This is a genomic window from Gordonia sp. NPDC003950, assembly GCF_053605205.1.
This window is the reverse complement of the sequence record NZ_JBSGIT010000001.1, coordinates 19,463-36,541: the sequence shown is the minus strand read 5'-3', so window position 1 is coordinate 36,541 and position 17,079 is coordinate 19,463. Positions and strand designations below refer to the sequence as shown.

General features: G+C 67.2%; 12 protein-coding genes, 1 tRNA gene, 1 other RNA gene and 4 pseudogenes. 13 read left to right on the top strand and 5 right to left on the bottom strand.

Annotated features, from left to right (window positions below; translation table 11 throughout):
- Positions 1-37 precede the first annotated feature (37 nt).
- Both ACWETB_RS00190 and ACWETB_RS00185 read left to right on the top strand, forming a co-directional pair.
- Positions 38-1,417 carry a hemolysin family protein gene (locus ACWETB_RS00190; RefSeq protein WP_452208551.1) on the top strand — a complete coding sequence of 460 codons (1,380 nt, stop codon included), beginning with the start codon at positions 38-40 and terminating at the stop codon, positions 1,415-1,417.
- Complete coding sequence (locus tag ACWETB_RS00185) at positions 1,414-2,415, top strand: hemolysin family protein (protein WP_452208550.1); 1,002 nt, start codon at positions 1,414-1,416, stop codon at positions 2,413-2,415. Before ACWETB_RS00190 ends, ACWETB_RS00185 begins: the two co-directional genes overlap by 4 nt.
- 40 nt (positions 2,416-2,455) lie before the next feature.
- Here ACWETB_RS00185 and gluQRS read toward each other — a convergent pair whose 3' ends face one another.
- Positions 2,456-3,403, bottom strand: a complete 948-nt coding sequence (gene gluQRS / locus ACWETB_RS00180) for a tRNA glutamyl-Q(34) synthetase GluQRS (protein ID WP_452208549.1) — start codon at positions 3,401-3,403, stop codon at positions 2,456-2,458.
- 35 nt (positions 3,404-3,438) lie between these two features.
- Between gluQRS and ACWETB_RS00175 the strand changes: the two genes are divergently transcribed.
- Together ACWETB_RS00175 and ACWETB_RS00170 are read left to right on the top strand one after the other, a co-directional pair.
- Complete coding sequence (locus ACWETB_RS00175; protein WP_449744830.1) at positions 3,439-4,491, top strand: ATP-dependent DNA ligase; 1,053 nt, start codon at positions 3,439-3,441, stop codon at positions 4,489-4,491.
- 1 nt (position 4,492) lies between these two features.
- A complete protein-coding gene (locus ACWETB_RS00170; protein ID WP_449744831.1) occupies positions 4,493-5,569 on the top strand; it encodes a DNA polymerase domain-containing protein in 1,077 nt (358 codons plus the stop codon).
- 4 nt (positions 5,570-5,573) lie between these two features.
- Here the strand turns inward: ACWETB_RS00170 and ACWETB_RS00165 are convergent, their stop codons facing one another.
- Complete coding sequence (locus ACWETB_RS00165; protein WP_452208548.1) at positions 5,574-6,431, bottom strand: NmrA/HSCARG family protein; 858 nt, start codon at positions 6,429-6,431, stop codon at positions 5,574-5,576.
- 305 nt (positions 6,432-6,736) lie between these two features.
- Between ACWETB_RS00165 and ACWETB_RS00160 the strand changes: the two are divergent.
- The 5 genes and pseudogenes from ACWETB_RS00160 (at position 6,737) to ACWETB_RS00140 (ending at position 10,171) form a co-directional block, all read left to right on the top strand.
- Positions 6,737-7,618 (top strand): annotated as a pseudogene (locus ACWETB_RS00160) (ABC transporter substrate-binding protein).
- Positions 7,619-7,680: 62 nt separating this feature from the next.
- A pseudogene (locus tag ACWETB_RS00155) lies at positions 7,681-8,631 on the top strand (FecCD family ABC transporter permease); the annotation flags it as partial.
- A 9-nt stretch (positions 8,632-8,640) separates the two neighbouring features.
- Positions 8,641-9,411, top strand: a pseudogene (locus ACWETB_RS00150) (ABC transporter ATP-binding protein); the annotation flags it as partial.
- Positions 9,412-9,423: 12 nt separating this feature from the next.
- The gene (locus tag ACWETB_RS00145) at positions 9,424-9,975 is read left to right on the top strand and encodes a bifunctional adenosylcobinamide kinase/adenosylcobinamide-phosphate guanylyltransferase (RefSeq protein ID WP_452208829.1); all 552 of its coding nucleotides are present in this window, start codon (positions 9,424-9,426) and stop codon (positions 9,973-9,975) included.
- Positions 9,976-10,085: 110 nt separating this feature from the next.
- Positions 10,086-10,171 (top strand) — tRNA-Ser (locus ACWETB_RS00140).
- 61 nt (positions 10,172-10,232) lie between these two features.
- Here the strand turns inward: ACWETB_RS00140 and ACWETB_RS00135 are convergent.
- Positions 10,233-11,633 carry an amino acid permease gene (locus ACWETB_RS00135; protein ID WP_452208547.1) on the bottom strand — a complete coding sequence of 467 codons (1,401 nt, stop codon included), beginning with the start codon at positions 11,631-11,633 and terminating at the stop codon, positions 10,233-10,235.
- A gap of 184 nt (positions 11,634-11,817) precedes the next feature.
- On the opposite strand from ACWETB_RS00135, the gene ffs reads away from it, so the two are divergent.
- The 4 genes from ffs to ACWETB_RS00115 all read left to right on the top strand — a co-directional run bounded on the left by ffs (position 11,818) and on the right by ACWETB_RS00115 (position 16,293).
- Positions 11,818-11,912, top strand: an RNA gene (ffs, locus tag ACWETB_RS00130) — signal recognition particle sRNA small type.
- A 68-nt stretch (positions 11,913-11,980) separates the two neighbouring features.
- Positions 11,981-13,258 carry an aminotransferase class I/II-fold pyridoxal phosphate-dependent enzyme gene (locus tag ACWETB_RS00125; protein ID WP_452208546.1) on the top strand — a complete coding sequence of 426 codons (1,278 nt, stop codon included), beginning with the start codon at positions 11,981-11,983 and terminating at the stop codon, positions 13,256-13,258.
- Positions 13,259-13,410: 152 nt separating this feature from the next.
- Entirely contained in the window at positions 13,411-14,631 is a 1,221-nt protein-coding gene (locus ACWETB_RS00120; protein ID WP_449744842.1) for a glycosyltransferase 87 family protein, read from the top strand.
- 111 nt (positions 14,632-14,742) lie between these two features.
- Positions 14,743-16,293, top strand: a complete 1,551-nt coding sequence (locus ACWETB_RS00115) for an acyl-CoA synthetase (RefSeq protein ID WP_449744836.1) — start codon at positions 14,743-14,745, stop codon at positions 16,291-16,293.
- Between the two features lie 61 nt (positions 16,294-16,354).
- Here the strand turns inward: ACWETB_RS00115 and ACWETB_RS00110 are convergent, their stop codons facing one another.
- Positions 16,355-16,540 carry a hypothetical protein gene (locus ACWETB_RS00110; protein WP_452208846.1) on the bottom strand — a complete coding sequence of 62 codons (186 nt, stop codon included), beginning with the start codon at positions 16,538-16,540 and terminating at the stop codon, positions 16,355-16,357.
- A 73-nt stretch (positions 16,541-16,613) separates the two neighbouring features.
- Positions 16,614-16,865: pseudogene (locus ACWETB_RS00105) on the bottom strand (MFS transporter); the annotation flags it as partial.
- Positions 16,866-17,079: the final 214 nt, after the last annotated feature.

Genomic DNA, 17,079 nt, shown 5'->3' with positions numbered 1-17,079 from the left:
ACCGAGCCGTGGTCGCCACCCGCGAGAGCGGGGCGTCATGCTGCTGACCTTGCTCGGAATCCTGATCGGTATCGTGGTGGTCTTCTTGATCACCGCTCTGACCGGCTACTTCGTCGCCCAGGAATTCGCGTACATGGCCGTCGACCGGTCGCGCCTCAAGGCGCGGGCGGAGGCCGGCGACGCCGCCGCGAAACGTGCCCTGAACGTGACACGCCGCACGTCGTTCATGCTGTCCGGCGCGCAACTGGGCATCACCGTGACCGGCCTCCTCGTCGGCTACGTTGCCGAACCTCTCATAGGTTCGGGCTTCGGTGACCTCCTCGACGAGGTCGGCGTCCCGGTCACCGTGGGTGTGGCCATCGGCACCGTGCTGGCCGTGCTGTTCTCCACGGTGATCCAGATGGTCTTCGGGGAGCTGTTCCCCAAGAACCTCGCGATCGCCCGGCCGGAACCGGTGGCACGCCGCCTGGCCCTGTCGACGAGTACCTACCTCAAGATCTTCGGACCCGTCATCACACTGTTCGACGCCGCGTCGAATCTGTTGCTGAAGGCCTTGCGCATCGAGCCGGTGCACGACGTCGAGCACTCGGCCACCCCGCGCGACCTCGAACACATCGTCGCCGAGTCCGCCGAGTCGGGTGAGATACCCGAGGAACTGTCACAGCTGCTCGATCGGGTGTTGGAGTTCCCGGAACGCACCGCAGAACACGCGATGGTGCCGCGACCGCGCGTCGACTCCGTGCCGGCCGAGCTCGATCTCGGAGAGGTGCGCACCAAGATGGCCACCGGACACACACGATATCCCGTGCTCGACAACGAATCCGGTGACGTCGTGGGTGTCGTGCACCTGCGCGACGTCCTGGAATGGTCGGCCACGCCGACGCCGACGGCTCGCATCGCCGGTGATCTGGTGCGCGACGCCGTGATCGTGCCCACCACGCTGCCCTTGCCTCGTGTCCTCGATCAGATCACCGAGGCCCGCGACGAAATGGCGGTCGTCATCGACGAATACGGCGGCTTCGCCGGCATTGTCACCGCCGAGGACATGGCCGAGGAACTCGTCGGCGAGATCGACGACGAACACGACCCGCTGTCCCCCGGGCCCATCGAAAAGACCGACGACGGTTGGCTGATCCGTGGCGACGCCCACCTCGACGAGGTCTCCCGAGCGCTCGGACACGAACTGCCCGAAGGTGATTACGAAACCCTCAGTGGTCTGATCATCGCGTCGGCGGGCGAGCTTCCCGCCGAAGGGGACACGATCGAGCTGCCCGTGGAACCCGACCCCGGTGCCCTCGCCGACGACGCCCCCGCGTCGGAGCCGCTCGTCACGGCGACGGTGGTGTCCGTCGCCAATCGGGTGCCCTCGTCGGTGCTGGTCACGGTGGAGATGAGCGAGAAGGTGGACGAGCGATGAGCAATCCGTGGGTTGTCGTCGCCGTCACGCTGGGGTTGATTGCCGCGAGCGCGTTCTTCGTCGCCGTCGAGTTCGCGCTGATCGCGGCTCGCCGGCACCGGCTGGAGGATGCTGCGTCAACGAGTCGCTCCGCCCGGGCGGCCCTGCGCAGCGCTTCGGAACTGTCTGTGCTGCTTGCCGGTTCGCAGTTGGGCATCACCGTCTGCACCCTGGCACTGGGTGCGGTGACCAAACCGGCCGTGCATCACTGGTTGACCCCGGCGATCGAGCACATCGGCGCGCCGCTGTGGATCGCCGACGTCGCCGGCTTCGTCCTGGCGCTCATCATCGTCACCTTCTTGCATCTGGTGGTCGGTGAGATGGCGCCGAAGTCGTGGGCGATCGCACATCCGGAGAAATCTGCTGTGCTGCTGGCCATTCCGATGCGGGTGTTCATGTGGTTCACCCGTCCGTTGATCGTCGTGCTCAACCGGTTCGCCAACCGGGTGCTGAAGATGGTCGGCGTCGACGCCGTCGACCAGGTGGCCGGCGGCGGAGACCCGGAGACCCTGCGGCAGCTCGTCGAGCATTCGGCGATGGTCGGAACCCTCGAGGAGCGCTACCGCGAACACCTCACCAGCGCTTTGGACCTCGCCGCGCTGACGGTCGGCGATGTGGCGACATTCGTCGAGCCCAACGGTGTCGGCGCCGACGCCGACACCCAGCAGATCCAGGACCGCGGTCGTGAGACCGGACATCTGCGCCTGCTGGTGCGCGAGGGAGATCGCGTGTGTGGCGTGGTGCATGTGCGTGACAGCCTCGACGCGCCGACCGGAGCCACCGCCGGCGATCTCATGCGTGACGTGCTCGAACTCGATCCGGGTCTGCCGGTGTACGACGCGTTGAGTCGGATGCGTCAGTACCGCAATCACATTGCGGTGGTCGTCGACGAGGGCCGGGTGACCGGTGTGCTGTCGATCGATGATGTGCTGACGAGGTTGCTCGCGACGGCCGGCTGATCCCGGCTGATGCCCAGGGGATGAGCGTCACACGGGCGGCTCAGTCCCACTCGTCCGCGGTCAGGATCCACGGCTGCCGGGGCAGCGCGGCAGGGTCGAAACGCTCTGCGAGCGTGACGATGTCGATGTGCTCGCCCGCCTCGGCCAGGGCCGCCGACGTCGCGATGTGGTCGAGAACCGTTGCGGCGTCGACGCCGCGTGCAGCGAGATCGGCGAGCGTCACCGCACCGTCACGCTTGCTCAACCGCACACCGTCAGGGTTGAGCACCATCGGCACGTGCGCGTAGGTGGGTGGCGCATGCCCGAGAAGGGTTGCCAGATACGCCTGCCGGGGTGCCGACGACAACAGGTCGTCACCCCGGCAGACCTGATCGACACCCTGCTCGGCGTCGTCGACGACCACCGCGAGGTTGTAGGCGGGTGCGCCGTCTCCCCGCTGGATCACGAAGTCGTCGACCGCACCCGTGTAGTTGCCGTGCAGGACATCGGTCACCGTGAACTCGCGGACATCGGCGACGATCCGGATGGCCGGTGGCCGCCCGGAGGCCCGCTTGCGGTCACGTTCGGCCGGGTTGAGGTGTCGGCATGTGCCCGGGTACGCGCCGGGCGGGGTGTGCGGCGCCGACGGCGCCTCGAGGATCTCCCGCCGCGTGCAGAAACACTCAAAGGTGCGACCGGCCGCGCGTAACCCGTTGATGATCTCCCGATACCGGCCGAGCCGATCGGTCTGATAGATCACCGGAGGCTCCCAGCCGATCCCCAGTGATCGCAGATCGGCGATCTGCCCGGCATCGGCGCCGACGGCCGTCCGGTCGAGATTCTCCATCCGCAGCAGGAACCGACGCCCGGTGGTCCGCGCGAACAACCAGGCCAGCACCGCGGTGCGCAGGTTGCCGATGTGCAGCGCGCCGGACGGAGACGGCGCGAATCGGCCCGCCGGTGTCACCGCGGGCGCCGGGGAACCGGAATCGCCGGAACTGTTGATCATTGCCCCCGAGGCTACAAGTGGGCGACGATGGACCCGTGGACCTCCCCGTGAACCCGCCCATCGCGCCGATGCTCGCCAAGGCCACCACCGGTATCCCCCCGCAACCCGCCGACGAACCCGAATGGTCCTACGAGCCCAAATGGGATGGGTTCCGCGCGTTACTCTTTCGGGACGGCGACGAGGTGGTCATCGGGTCGCGTGGCGGCAAGGACCTGGCGCGGTACTTTCCGGAGATCGTCGACGCCGCCCGCGACGAACTGCCCGACAAGGTGGTCCTCGACGGTGAGATCGGCGTGCCGTCCCTGATCGAGGGCACCCATCGCCTCGACTGGGACTCACTGGCCCAACGTATCCACCCGGCCGCGTCGCGGGTCACCATGCTGGCCGAGACCACCCCGGCGATCTTCATCGGCTTCGACGCGCTGGCCTTGGGCGCCACCAGCGTGCTCGCCGAACCCTTCACCACCCGCCGCAACACACTGCTCGAGGCGATCGGCCCGGGTGTGCGTGATCGCCGGTTCCACGTCAGCCGCGTCACCGACAGCCCGATCCAGGCGCAGGAGTGGTTCTCGGCGTTCGAGGGGGCCGGACTCGACGGCGTCGTCGCCAAACGTCTAGCCGGGCGTTACGTGGAGAACAAACGCGAGATGATCAAGGTCAAACACAAACGCACCGCCGACTGCGTGGTCATCGGATATCGAATCCACAAGAGCGGCACCGGACTCGGTTCGATGCTGTTGGGCCTCTACCACGACGGACAACCCAGGATGGTCGGCGGCGCAGGCGCTTTCACCGACGCCAAACGCATCGAACTGCAGGAGATGTTCGAGCCGATGCGGGTGGACCCGGACAAACCCGCCGCCGGCGAACCCACCCGGTGGCGGTCGGAGAAGTCGGGGGAGTGGATTCCGATCCGGCCCGAACTCGTCGCCGAGGTCGCCTACGATCAGATGGAGAACGGGCGCTTCCGGCACACCGTGAAGTTCTTGCGCTGGCGCCCCGACCGCGACCCCGAGAGCTGCGGCTATGACCAACTCGAGGTCCCGTTGACCTACGACCTGCATGACGTGCTCGAAGGGGAGGACTGACGTGGCTTCGCGATCGCCTGCCGAGGAACTCGACGTCGACGGCATCGCCGTCCGAATGAGCAACCCGGACAAGATCTATTTCCCGGAACTCGGCGAGAACGGTGGCCGCAAACGCGATCTCGTCGGCTACTACCGCACGATGGCACTACCGCATGACGATGCCGACGGCCCCATCATGACCGCGCTCCGCGACCGCCCGACGTTCCTGCAACGGTTCCCCGACGGCGTGGACGGCGACGAGATCTACCAGAAGCACATCGCCAAGAAACGTCCCGAGCACGTACTCTCCACCCGGATCACCTTCCCGTCCGGCCGCGCCGGAGATGCCCTGCGCCCCACCGTCCCCGCCGACATCGTCTGGGGTGCCAACCTGGGCACCGTCACCTTCCACAGCTGGCCCACCCACGACGACGACAACGACCATCCCGACCAACTGCGGATCGATCTCGATCCGCAGCCCGGAACCGACTTCGACGATGTGCGACGCGTCGCCACCGAGATCCTCGCCCCGCTTCTCGACGAGCTCGGCTACACCGGGTTCCCGAAAACCTCAGGGGGACGCGGCATTCACGTGTTTGTCCCGATCGAACCGCAATGGGATTTCATCGCGACCCGCCGTGCCGTCATCGCCATCGCCCGCGAGATGGAGCGCCGGGATCCGGGCGGTGTGACCACCTCGTGGTGGAAAGAGGAACGCGGCGAACGGATCTTCATCGACTTCAACCAGAACGCCCGCGACCGCACCATGGCCTCGCCCTATTCGGTCCGGCGCAGCGCCACCGCCCGGGTGTCGACGCCGGTCACCTGGGCCGAACTCGCCGAGGTGCATCCCGATGACTGCACGATGGCGTCGGTGCCGGATCTCGTTGCGCGGCGCGGTGATCCGATGGCCGACATCGCCGACCACCGGAAAGGTCTCGAGCCACTGCTGGAGATGGTGCACCGCGACGACGCCGACGGTCTCGGTGACATGCCCTACCCGCCGAGCTATCCGAAGATGCCGGGTGAACCCCCGCGGGTGCAGCCGAGCAAGAAGGTCGCCGCACACTGGGACGAGAAGGGCAACCGCATCGAATGACCGGTCAGCCGAAAGCGCCTGCGGCCCACTCGGCGAAGGACTGCCACCCGATGCTGGGGAAATCGCGGTGCAGTGCCGGGATGTCGACGGAGTAGCCGGTTGTTCCGAGGAAGGTGAACATCGCCCGCATGTCCGGTGATGAGATCCGTTCCGGATCATAGGCTTCCGCGCGGATCTCGGTGCCGAGGACCGAGGACAGGACCGCCGCCATCTGACCCGGCGTCACCGAGTCCGATGCGATGTCGATGCGTTGCCCGACGTGCGCCTGCGGATCGGCGAACAAAGCCGCGACAAAGTCGCCGAGATCCGCATGCGACAACTGTTGGAGCGGCTGGTCGGTCGGCATACCCATCAGCAGCAGTCCCGCGTCGATCGCATCCTTGCTGCCGAAGATGTTGTCGTAGAAGTAGGTCGGGCCGACGATGGTGTGGGGAATGCTGGTCGCGGCCAAGCGCTGTTCGACCCGGTACTTCGAATCGAAATGCGGCACACCGGTATTCATGTTCGCACTGGCCACCGAACTGAACACCAGATAGGGGAGTGCCGACGCAGTGGCCGCGGCGATGATGGCGTCGCCCTGGACCAGCTCGGCGTCCACCCCGGTCTCGAATGGCGTCGTCAACGCGAACGCCCCCGCGACGCCGGTGAATGCCTCGGTCAGTCCATTGCCGCTGACGATGTCGCCGACGACGAGTTCGACGCCACGATCGGCCAGAGCCCGGGCGCGTTCGGAGCCGGAGGTGCGCACCACCGCGCGCACCGGCACCCCGGCGGCGAGGAGTGAGTCGACGACGGCGCCGCCCTGGCCCCCGGTGGCGCCGAGGACGGCGATCGGTACGGATGGGCTCGACGGATCAGACATCGCTTCCTCTCGACGGCGGCATCGGTGCGGGTCGGGTGACCGGTACGGGTTGCAGACCCGACGACATCGAGCGTACGTCCGTTGTCCGGGCCCGAATGGGTGGTCGCGGCCATCCCGATGGCGCGGTGCGCCGCTGGGCTACCCTTCACATGTTCTGCCGGAGGCATACCCGGCGGGACACCTGACGCGACTTCGGCGGAAGCCGGTGCGAATCCGGCGCTGTCGGCGCAACTGTGAGCCCGAGGGTGAGCCACGTCAGCCGATGCGTCGGGTAGCCAACTGATCCTCGGACGAAGGACGGTGCCGTGTCACGACGCCAATCATCGCTGTTCGCCTCGCTCATCGCGGTTCTTGCACTGCTCGCGGCGTGCGCGGACACCGACACCACCCCGGCGGACCGGAGTGGGGCGGCGCACCCGGACAGCATCGTCTCGCTGAGCCCCACGGCCACCGAGATGCTCTTCGCCGTGGGCGCGGGGGATCAGGTGAAGGCCGTCGACGACCAGTCGAACTACCCACCCGATGCACCGAAGACCAGGCTCTCGGGCTAGACGCCGAACCTGGAGGCGATCCTGGGTTACGACCCCGACCTGGTGGTCCTCTCCGACGACAGCGACGGCATCATCGCCAAGCTCAAGCGATCCGGTGTCGAGGTCCTGCAACTGCCCGCAGCCAAGACCCTCGACGACACGTACACGCAGATCGAGCAGGTGGGTGCGGCGACCGGACATGTGGGCGATGCCGCCGAACTGGTGTCGTCCATGCGCACCCGGATCGACAAGACCGTGCAGTCGGTGCCCACCCGGGAGACCCCGCTCACCTACTACTACGAGCTGGACAACACCTTCTACTCGGTCACCGACGACACCTACATCGGGCAGATCATGACAATGCTGGGGCTGAAATCGATCGCGACCGGCGGCAACGGGTATCCGCAGCTGTCGGCCGAGAACATCCTCGACGCCGACCCGCAGGTCATCTTCCTCGCCGACGCGCAATGCTGCGGGGTCACGCCACAAAGCGTTGCGGCGAGAGCGGGTTGGGACCAGATCGCCGCGGTCAAGGACAATCAGGTGCATGTCCTCGACGGCGACATCGCCAGCCGGTGGGGCCCACGCGTCGTCGACCTCGTCGATCAGGTCGCCGGAATCGTGAAGGGTCTCCCCGTCACCGCGCCCGCACCATGACCGGAGTGGGTCGGCGTGGCGTGGTCGCGCTGAGCATTGCCACCGTCGCACTCATCGCCGCCATGCTGGTCGGCATCCTGGTGGGGCCCGCGGGTCTGACGCCGGGCGGCGTGCTCGCCGACATCGCCGACCGGCTGCCGTGGGTGAACATCGACTCCGGACTCACACCCCGCCAACAGGCCATTCTCTGGGACGTGCGGATGCCACGGGTGGTGTTGGGCGCCATCGTGGGCGCGATGCTCGCGATCGCGGGCGCCGCCTACCAGGGTGTGTTTCGCAACCCACTTGCCGATCCCTACCTGCTGGGCGTCTCCAGCGGGGCGGGCCTTGGTGCGACGCTGGCGATCGTCGCAGGCGGGGTGATGGGGTCGACGGGAGTTCCGGTGGCCGCCTTCGCCGGTGGCATGATCGCGGTGTTCGCCACCTACGCCCTGGGGCAGACCGTGGGTGGTGGGCGCAATGAGGTGGTCATCATCCTCGCCGGCGTCGCGGTGGCCGCCTTCACCAACGCGATCCAGACGTTCTTCATGCAGCTCCACGACGACACGCTGCGCCAGGTCTACTCCTGGATGCTGGGGCGGTTGTCGACCGACGGCTGGACCGAGGTGACCCGGGTGCTGCCGTATGTGGTGGTGTCGGTGGCGGTCATCACCCTGTACCGGCGGACGCTGGACGTGATGGCGGTCGGTGACGTCGAGGCGTCGAGCTTGGGCATCGCGCCGGAACGGGTGCGGCTCTTGCTGATCGGCGTGGCGACCCTGGGTACCGCCGCGGTGGTGTCGGCGAGCGGGCTCATCGGTTTCGTGGGCATCGTGATACCCCATGCCGTCCGGCTGATGATGGGGCCGGGGCATCGTCTGCTGTTGCCGCTGTCACTCCTGGTGGGTGGTGCGTTCCTGGTGCTGGCCGACGTGATCGCGCGGACCGTGACCGCGCCCGGCGAACTTCCCATCGGCGTGGTGACCGCGGCCATCGGTGCGCCGTTCTTCCTGCTGGTCCTGCGCCGCAGCCGGAAGCGCGGCATGACCGGGACGGTGAGGTGTGCGGGCCTCGCGGTGCAGCGCGGCGGCCGGCGGGTACTGCACGAGGTGAATCTGGCGGTTACCCCTGGCGAGTGGGTTTCGCTGGTGGGGCCCAACGGTTGTGGCAAGACCACTCTGCTACACGCGATGGTGGGCCTGGTGCCCTTCGACGGTGAGATCGAGGTCGCCGGGCTGATGCCGGCACGCTCACCTCGGCGCGCGGTGGCCCGGGCCGTGGCCCTGATGCCACAGCGACCGGTGGCACCCGAGGGCGTCACGGTGCGCGAACTCATCCGGCTGGGCCGCACACCGCACATTCGGCGCTTCGGCACGGAGACGGCGCACGACGACGAGGTCGTCGACGCGGTGATCGCCCGTCTCGGTCTCGGTGGTCTGGCCGACCGCCTCGCGACGGCGCTCTCCGGTGGAGAACTGCAACGGGTGGTGTTGGGGCGCTCGCTGGCGCAGGAGCCGCGGGTCCTGCTGTTGGACGAGCCGACCAGCGCACTCGACATCGGGCATCAGCAGCAGGTGCTTGACCTCGTCGATTCCATGCGGCGGGACGCGGGCATCACAGTGATCGCCGCGATGCACGATCTCACGGCGGCCGCGCACTACGGGGCGCGGCTTGTGATGATGGCGCAGGGGCGGATCGTCGCCGACGGGTCTGCGGCAGAAGTGCTGACCGCACAACGTGTTTCGGAAGTCTACGGTGCTCGGGTCGAGGTGCTGGGCCGGCCCGATGGTCCGGCGGTGGTGCCGCTGCGCGGGCCGGGCGATGTCATGGAGGTGACCGTGAAGGATGGTGCAGGTCGGGGTACGCGGACGCTGGTACTCGGCGGGGTACGGTCGGGCAAGTCGCGGTATGCGGAGTCGTTGCTGGCGGACAGATCCGATGTGACGGTGGTGGCGGCGGGCGCCGCGTCCGACGGCGACGCCGAGTGGGCGGCACGGGTGGCCGAGCATCGACGCCCCGCCGCCTGGGTGACCGTCGAGACGACCGACGTGACCGCGGCGCTGCGCGAGGCCACCGGTCCGGTACTCGTTGAATGCCTGGGCACCTGGTTGACGGCACGGATGGATCTGCACAGGGCGTGGGACAGCGGTGACCTGACGGCGGTGGAGGCCGACGTCGCCGGACTGGTGTCGGCATGGACGGCCTGCCCGCAGCCGGTGGTCGCGGTGAGCAACGAGGTGGGCAGCGGCGTGGTTCCGGCCGCGGAATCGGGCCGGCTGTTCCGGGACGCGCTGGGGCGTCTGAACACGGCGATCGCGGATGCCTCGGAGTCGGTGGTGCTGATGGTCGCCGGGCAGCCGCTGTCGGTGAAGGGCTGAATGACGGCACCCGTGCCCGGCTGAAGGCAGCTCATCGTCGGCGGGATCGGCGGAGCCGGCACCGGGCGGTTTGGGTTGCGACGGCCCGACCAGTATCATCGACCGACGTTGGAGGATTCGCCTAGTGGCCTATGGCGCTCGCCTGGAACGCGGGTTGGGTTAACAGCCCTCAGGAGTTCGAATCTCCTATCCTCCGCCGAAGCCCCGGCCTCGCTGTGATCCAGCGGGACCGGGGCTTTTCTCATCGGCGGTGGATATCAGTCCTCCGCCGGCGCCACCGGATGCGGATCGGTGCTGCGTTTCTGCACGATCACACCCGCGCCGACGATGATCGCGGCCGAGATCGCGGAGAAGAGGATGGCCTGGCGCTGGCCGTCGTCGAAGATCATCAGGATCAGGATCGCGACGATGAACACCATGACGGCGCCGGTCAGGTAGGGGAACAGCCACATCTTGACCGGCGGCCGATGCCCTTCCAACCGCAGACTGCGTCCGAGTTTCAGCTGGCTCGCGGCGATGGTCAGATAGACGAACAGGGCGATCGCACCGCTGGTGGCCAGGAGCCACGCGAAGATCTTGTCGGGCAGGACGTAGTTGCCGATCACCGCGACGAACCCGACCACCATCGACAGCAGGACCGCCACCCACGGCACCCCGTTGCCGGTCAGTCGTCGCACCGCCCACGGGGCGTCGTGCCGGGTGCCGAGGGAGAACAGCATGCGGGAGGCGGTGTAGAGCGCCGAGTTCAGGCACGACGCGACGGCCGTCAGGATGACGATGTCCATGATCACCGCGGCGCCCGGGATGCCGATGGCCTGCAGCACCGACTGATACGACCCGTCGGGCAACTGATCGTAGGGCAGCAGGGCGACGACCACGAAGATCGAGCCCAGGTAGAACAGCGAGATACGCCAGATCACCGAGTTGACGGCCTTGGTGATGCCCTTCTCCGGGTTCGGCGATTCGGCCGCGGCGATGGTGACGATCTCGGTGCCCATGAACGAGAACATGGTGATGAGCATGCCGGCGATCACCGCGCCGAAACCGTTGGGCATGAAGCCGTCCGGCTCCCAGAGGTGACTGATCCCGCTCACCTCGGAGCCGGGAATCCAGCCGAGCATGGCGGCGACACCGATCACGATGAACGCGACGATCGCGACGACCTTGATGAGGGCGAACCAGAATTCGAACTCGCCGTAGTTGCCGACGCTGACCAGGTTGGTGACGGTCAGCAGCACCGTCACCGCCAGGGCCCACATCCATTGCGCCCCACCAATCAGGTCGGTGAGGATCGCCGCGGCCGCCGTGGCCTCGACCGGGATGACCAGTACCCAGAACCACCAGTACAGCCAGCCGACGGAGAATCCGGCCCAGCGGCCCAGCGCGCGGTCGGCGTAGACCGAGAACGATCCGGTGTCGGGGTTGGACGTGGCCATCTCGCCGAGCATCCGCATCACCAGAACGACGAGCGTGCCGGCCATCGCGTAGGAGATGAGGACGGCGGGCCCGGCCTTCTCGATCGCGTTGGCCGAGCCGACGAACAGGCCGGCGCCGATGACCCCGGCGATGGAGATCATCGTGATGTGACGTGGTTTGAGGCTCGATCCGAGCGAGCCGTGCCCGGTGGACGCGGGCGCCTTCTGGTCGACAGAGGCCATGGGTTCTCAATCTCCTGGGTGGTGAGATGTTGTCGTGCGATGGACGATCCCTTGTGGGGATCTGCCCGACGCTACGGCGGCGTCACCCACCGCGCAGCCGATGCCGCAATGGTCGGGTTTGACCGTTTGTGGGCGCAGTTTCGGGGGTGGTGATGCGGGCCCGGTCCGACTCGCTACACTTGACGACGGATCCCGCGCGGCGTGCATCCTGTGAACTCCCCCAGGGCCGGAAGGCAGCAAGGGTCAACGGGCTCTCTCGGGTGCGCGGGGTCCCCTACAGATCTCCCAACACCAGATCACTTTCGCCGACGCCCACCCCATGCGTCGGCTTCGCGAGAGGTCCCGCGTTGAACTTTCACTCGAAGAGTGCCGACGAACTCCGCGCCACCCAGGACGACCTCCGAAAGCTCTACGACGCGCTCTGCGCGGCCGGCCTGAAACTCGATCTCACCCGCGGCAAGCCCGCGCCCGAGCAACTCGACCTGTCCAACGAATTGCTCGCGTTGCCCGGTGACGAATACAAGGCCGCCGACGGCACCGACACCCGCAATTACGGGGGCCTGACCGGACTTCCGGAACTCCGCGCGATCTTCGGTGAGCTCCTCGCCGTCGACCCCGCCAACCTGATCGCCTTCGGCAACGCCAGCCTCGACCTGATGCATCACCTGGTGACCTTCGGCCTGCTCAAGGGCACCCCGGACGCGGCGCAGCCGTGGGGCTCGGGGCCGGTCAAGTTCCTGTGCCCCGCGCCCGGTTACGACCGCCACTTCGCGATCACCGAGCAGTACGGCATCGAGATGATCACCGTGCCGATGAACCCCGACGGCCCGGACGTCGCGGTGTGTGCCGAACTCCTCGCCGCCGACCCGAGCATCAAGGGCATGTGGGCGGTCCCCACCTACTCCAACCCGACCGGCGTGACCTTCAGCGAGGAGGTCACCCGAGCGCTGCTGTCGATGCCCGCGGCCGACGATTTCCGCATCTTCTGGGACAACGCGTATGCGGTCCACACTCTCGTCGACGCCCCGCCGCCACCGTTCCCGGTGCTCGACTGGGCCGCCGAGGCCGGGCACCCGAACCGCGTGTACGTGCTCGGCTCGACGTCGAAGATCACCTTCGCCGGTGCCGGCGTCGCCTTCTTCGGGTCGTCGAAGGCCAACGTTGACTGGTTCGTCAAGAACGTCGGCTTCGCCACCATCGGCCCGGACAAGGTCAATCAGCTGCGGCACGTGAAGTTCTTCGGCGACGCCGACGGCGTGCGCGCCCACATGGCCCGGCACCGCGAGATTCTCGCGCCGAAGTTCAAGATGGTCCTCGACATCCTCTCCGACCGGCTCGCCGAATCCAAGGTCGCATCCTGGTCGGAACCCGAGGGTGGCTACTTCATCAATCTCGACGTCATCGACGGTGCCGCCAAGCGGACCATCGCCCTGGCGAAGGAGGCCGGTATCGCGTTGACCGGCGCAGGCTCGGCATTCCCGTACAAGAACGATCCGCACGACCGCAACATCCGGCTCGCACCGACCTTCCCCAGCACCGATGACCTCCAGGTCGCGATGGACGGCGTCGCCACCTGCGTACTGCTCGCCGCCACGGAGACGTTGATCTCCGCGATCGACTCCTGAGGAGTGGGTGTGCCGGTACGCCGATGCTGACGGACGGTGAGCCGACCACCGACCGGGTGCGCCGCACCCCGACGCTCATCGCCCGGCAGGTGGGCCTGGTTGCGCTCGGACTGATCCTCGCCGCGGGCGCACTGTGGTGTCAGCACGCGATCATGCCGTTCACCACCCCGTTCTGGGGATTGTTCGACTACCAGCTCGATCTCGACGTCTATCGCGAGGGCGCCCGGACCGTCTGGGACGGCGGCAGCCTCTACGACGCGAAACTGCTCGGGCAGATGGACTACACCTATGCGCCGGTCTCGGTCGTGGTGTTGATGCCGTTCGCGTGGATGTCCTTCGGGGCCGCGCGGATCGTGTGGAGTATCGGCATCATCGTCGCGCTCTACGTCGTCATCATGTTGTGCTTCGCGGCGTTGGGTCGACGCGCGACGTGGCCACTGCGGAGCCTGGCCGTCGGGCTGGTCGCGGTGTCGATGCTGCTCGAACCGGTGCGCACGACGATCTGGTACGGCCAGATCAACGTCTTTCTGCTGCTGGTGATCCTCGCCGATCTGCTCCGGCCCGACGGTTCACGACTCAAGGGCATCGGTGCCGGCATCGCCGCCGGGATCAAACTCACCCCGCTGATCTTCCTGCTGTACTACGCGCTGCTGCGTCGATGGCGGACGATGGCCGGGGTCGTGGGCGGCTTTCTGCTGACGATGGTCGTCGGTTTCGTCTTCCTGCCGAGCGCCTCGTGGTCGTACTGGACCGACAAACTCTTCGACTCCAATAGGGTCGGGGCGCCCCAGACCCTCGGGAATCAGTCACTGCGCGGCATGATCGCCAACCTCGCACATTCCGACGCCCCCAATCAGTTGCTGTGGCTGACGGTGGTCCTTATCGCCCTCGGGCTGGGCATGGCCGCGGCCGTCCTCGCCCACCGCAACGGGCATGAGCTCTTGGCGTTGTCGGTGGTCGGCATGACCTCCTGCGCGATCTCCCCGATGTCGTGGGGACATCATTGGGTGTGGTTCGTCCCGGTGCTGGTGATCTGCGTGGACCTGGTGCTCCGTACCGATCTCTCGCCGATCCGACGGGTGCTCGCGGGAGCCGGCGGTGTGCTCGTGATCCTGGTGGCGTTCGCGTGGCGCACGCATTTCGCGTACCCGATGTGGTTCGTCAACCGCGTCATGCCCGACGCGTACCTGATGGGTCTGTTCTTCAAGGCCGAGACCGGCCCGGCCTGGGCACAGTTCTTCCTGGTATACCCCTACAACGCGATCTTCCTCGGTACGGTGCTGGCCACCATCGTGGTGCTGGGGCGACGGTCCGCGGTGCCGGATCCGGCCGACGTGACACCGGTGACGCCACATCCCGAGAAATTGAGTTAGTCGAAATTCACCGAAACCTCTCCTGTGATGCGGGTTACGTTCTACGCTGTCAGCGTCGGCGGCCCCGAGCGGCCGTCCCGTCAGCGCATCCCTCGTCACAGGAGAATCGTCATGACCCGCGTGAGGACCCCGGAAACCATGGATCTCGGCTCCTGGATCGCGCGCCGCGCCGCGATCGGTCCACATCGACCCGCCATCACGTTCGGTGACCACACGCTCACCTTCGGTGACCTCTCCGATCGGATCGACCGCCTGGCCGCCGCCCTCGTCGACGGTGGCGTGGGTGCCGGCGACCGCGTCGCCTACCTCGGGCTCAACAACCCGATGTTCCTCACCGCCATGTTCGCCGCCGCCCGGGCCGGTGCGACGTTCGTGCCGTTGAACTTCCGGCTCACAGGAACCGAGTTGGCCTACATCATCAACGACTCCGGGGCGCACACCCTGATCGCCGACCCGGATCTCGCCGCGGTCGTCGACGCCGTGGACGAACCGCTGCCCCTGCAGCGTCGCATCGCAGTCGGCGCGCGGGACGGCTGGGCCTCGGTGGAGGAACTCATCGCCGGCAGCGAGCCGATTTCGGCTCCGGCGCAACCAGATTCCGACGCAGTGGCCGTGATCATGTACACCTCGGGGACCACCGGTCGCCCCAAGGGAGCCATGCTCACGCACGGTAATCTGTTCTGGAACAACGTCAATGCGCTGTTCTGCCTCGACGTCGACTCGTCGGACATCAGTTACTGTGCCGCACCGCTGTTCCACATCGGAGGTCTCAACGTCACCACGCTGATCACCCTGCAGAAGGGTGGGCACATCGTCCTGGCACAGTCCTTCGATCCGGTGGCGGCCCTCGCCGACATCGAAAAGCACCGCGTCACCACGATGTTCGGCGTTCCGGCGATGTACCTGTTCATGAGTCAGGTGCCTCAGTTCGAGACCGCGGACCTCTCCTCGCTGCGCTACCTGGTGTGCGGTGGTGCACCGGTTCCCGAACCCCTGATGCGACGCTACGCCGAGCGGGGTCTGGCATTTGCCCAGGGGTACGGCCTCACCGAGACTGCGCCCCTGGCGTTGGTGATGAGCGTCGACGAGTCCGCCGCCAAGATCGGCGCGGCCGGCAACAAGGTGCTGCCGCTGTCCGACGTACGACTCGTCGATGCGGCGAATTCGCCTGTCGCGGTGGGGCAACCGGGTGAGATTTGTGTGCGCGGACCGCAGGTGATGGTCGGCTACTGGAACAATCCGGGTGCCACCGCGGCGGCGATCGACGACGGCGGATGGTTCCACACCGGCGATGTCGGGCGCGAGGACGACGACGGCTACATCTACGTCGTCGACCGCGTCAAGGACATGGTGATCACCGGCGGTGAGAACGTCTACCCTGCCGAGGTGGAAAGCGTCCTCTACAGTCATCCGGCGATCGCCGAGATCGCGATTCTCGGTCTGCCGGACGCCAAGTGGGGTGAGGCCGTCACCGCGGTGATCGCCACCGCCCCCGGACACGAGGTCTCGCTGGAGGAGTTGCGCGAGTTTGCGGCGGAACAGTTGGCGCGGTACAAGCTGCCGCTGCGCCTCGAATTCGTCGACGCATTGCCCCGAAACCCGTCCGGAAAGGTGTTGAAATACCAACTGCGGGAACAGTTCACCAGCGTGTCTACCGTGTGAGTGTTTACCGTGTGAGCACGCAGCTCACACGGTCGATGACGGCGGGTTCACCGGTGGCCGGTCAGACCGCCGGCATGCCCGTCGCCGGGAGCTCGCCGGTGTTCGGTTCGACGATCTCTTCGCGGATCGCGCCCGGGCGAAGTCCGACGAGGCTGGGGATGGCCGCGGCCATCGAGACGAAGCCGACGGTCAGCAGCAGGTGCGAGGGAATCCGCATCTGCAGGCGACTGAGGACGGGCATCAACACGAACGCGGGTCCCTGCAACAGCAGGAAGATCAGGCCGGAGTACAGCGGGCTCCACGGTCAGCCCGGCGGCCGGGATCGATACGACGACGACCGCCAGATACGACGCCTGCGACCAGCCGAGGTCGGCGAGTACGCCGCCGAGAAGTGGCGAGACGGCCGAACCGGCGGACAGAAAGCCCGCCCCGACGGCGATGCCACGAACCCGCTCGGGCACCGTCGTCGCGACCGGCGCGACGAGGGCGAGTGAGGCCGGGAAGACGGCACCGGCGCCGAGTCCGTTGACGCCCGAGGCCACCCACATCATCTGGATCGTCGAGGCGGACATGGCGACGAGTGAGCCCGTTTCCTGCGGCGGCGCCAGTGCCGGACGGTCGGGACCGTCGGTCGTCGGTGATGTGTCGGTCCTCGGGAGTTCGGTCAGCGGGCTATTGGTCAGCGGCTTATTGGTCTTGAGCAACCTCCGGCACAACGCCTGGTTCGGCGGTGGGGATCTCGCCTGGTGCCGAACTGTGATCTGCACAACTCGGATGGCAAATGAC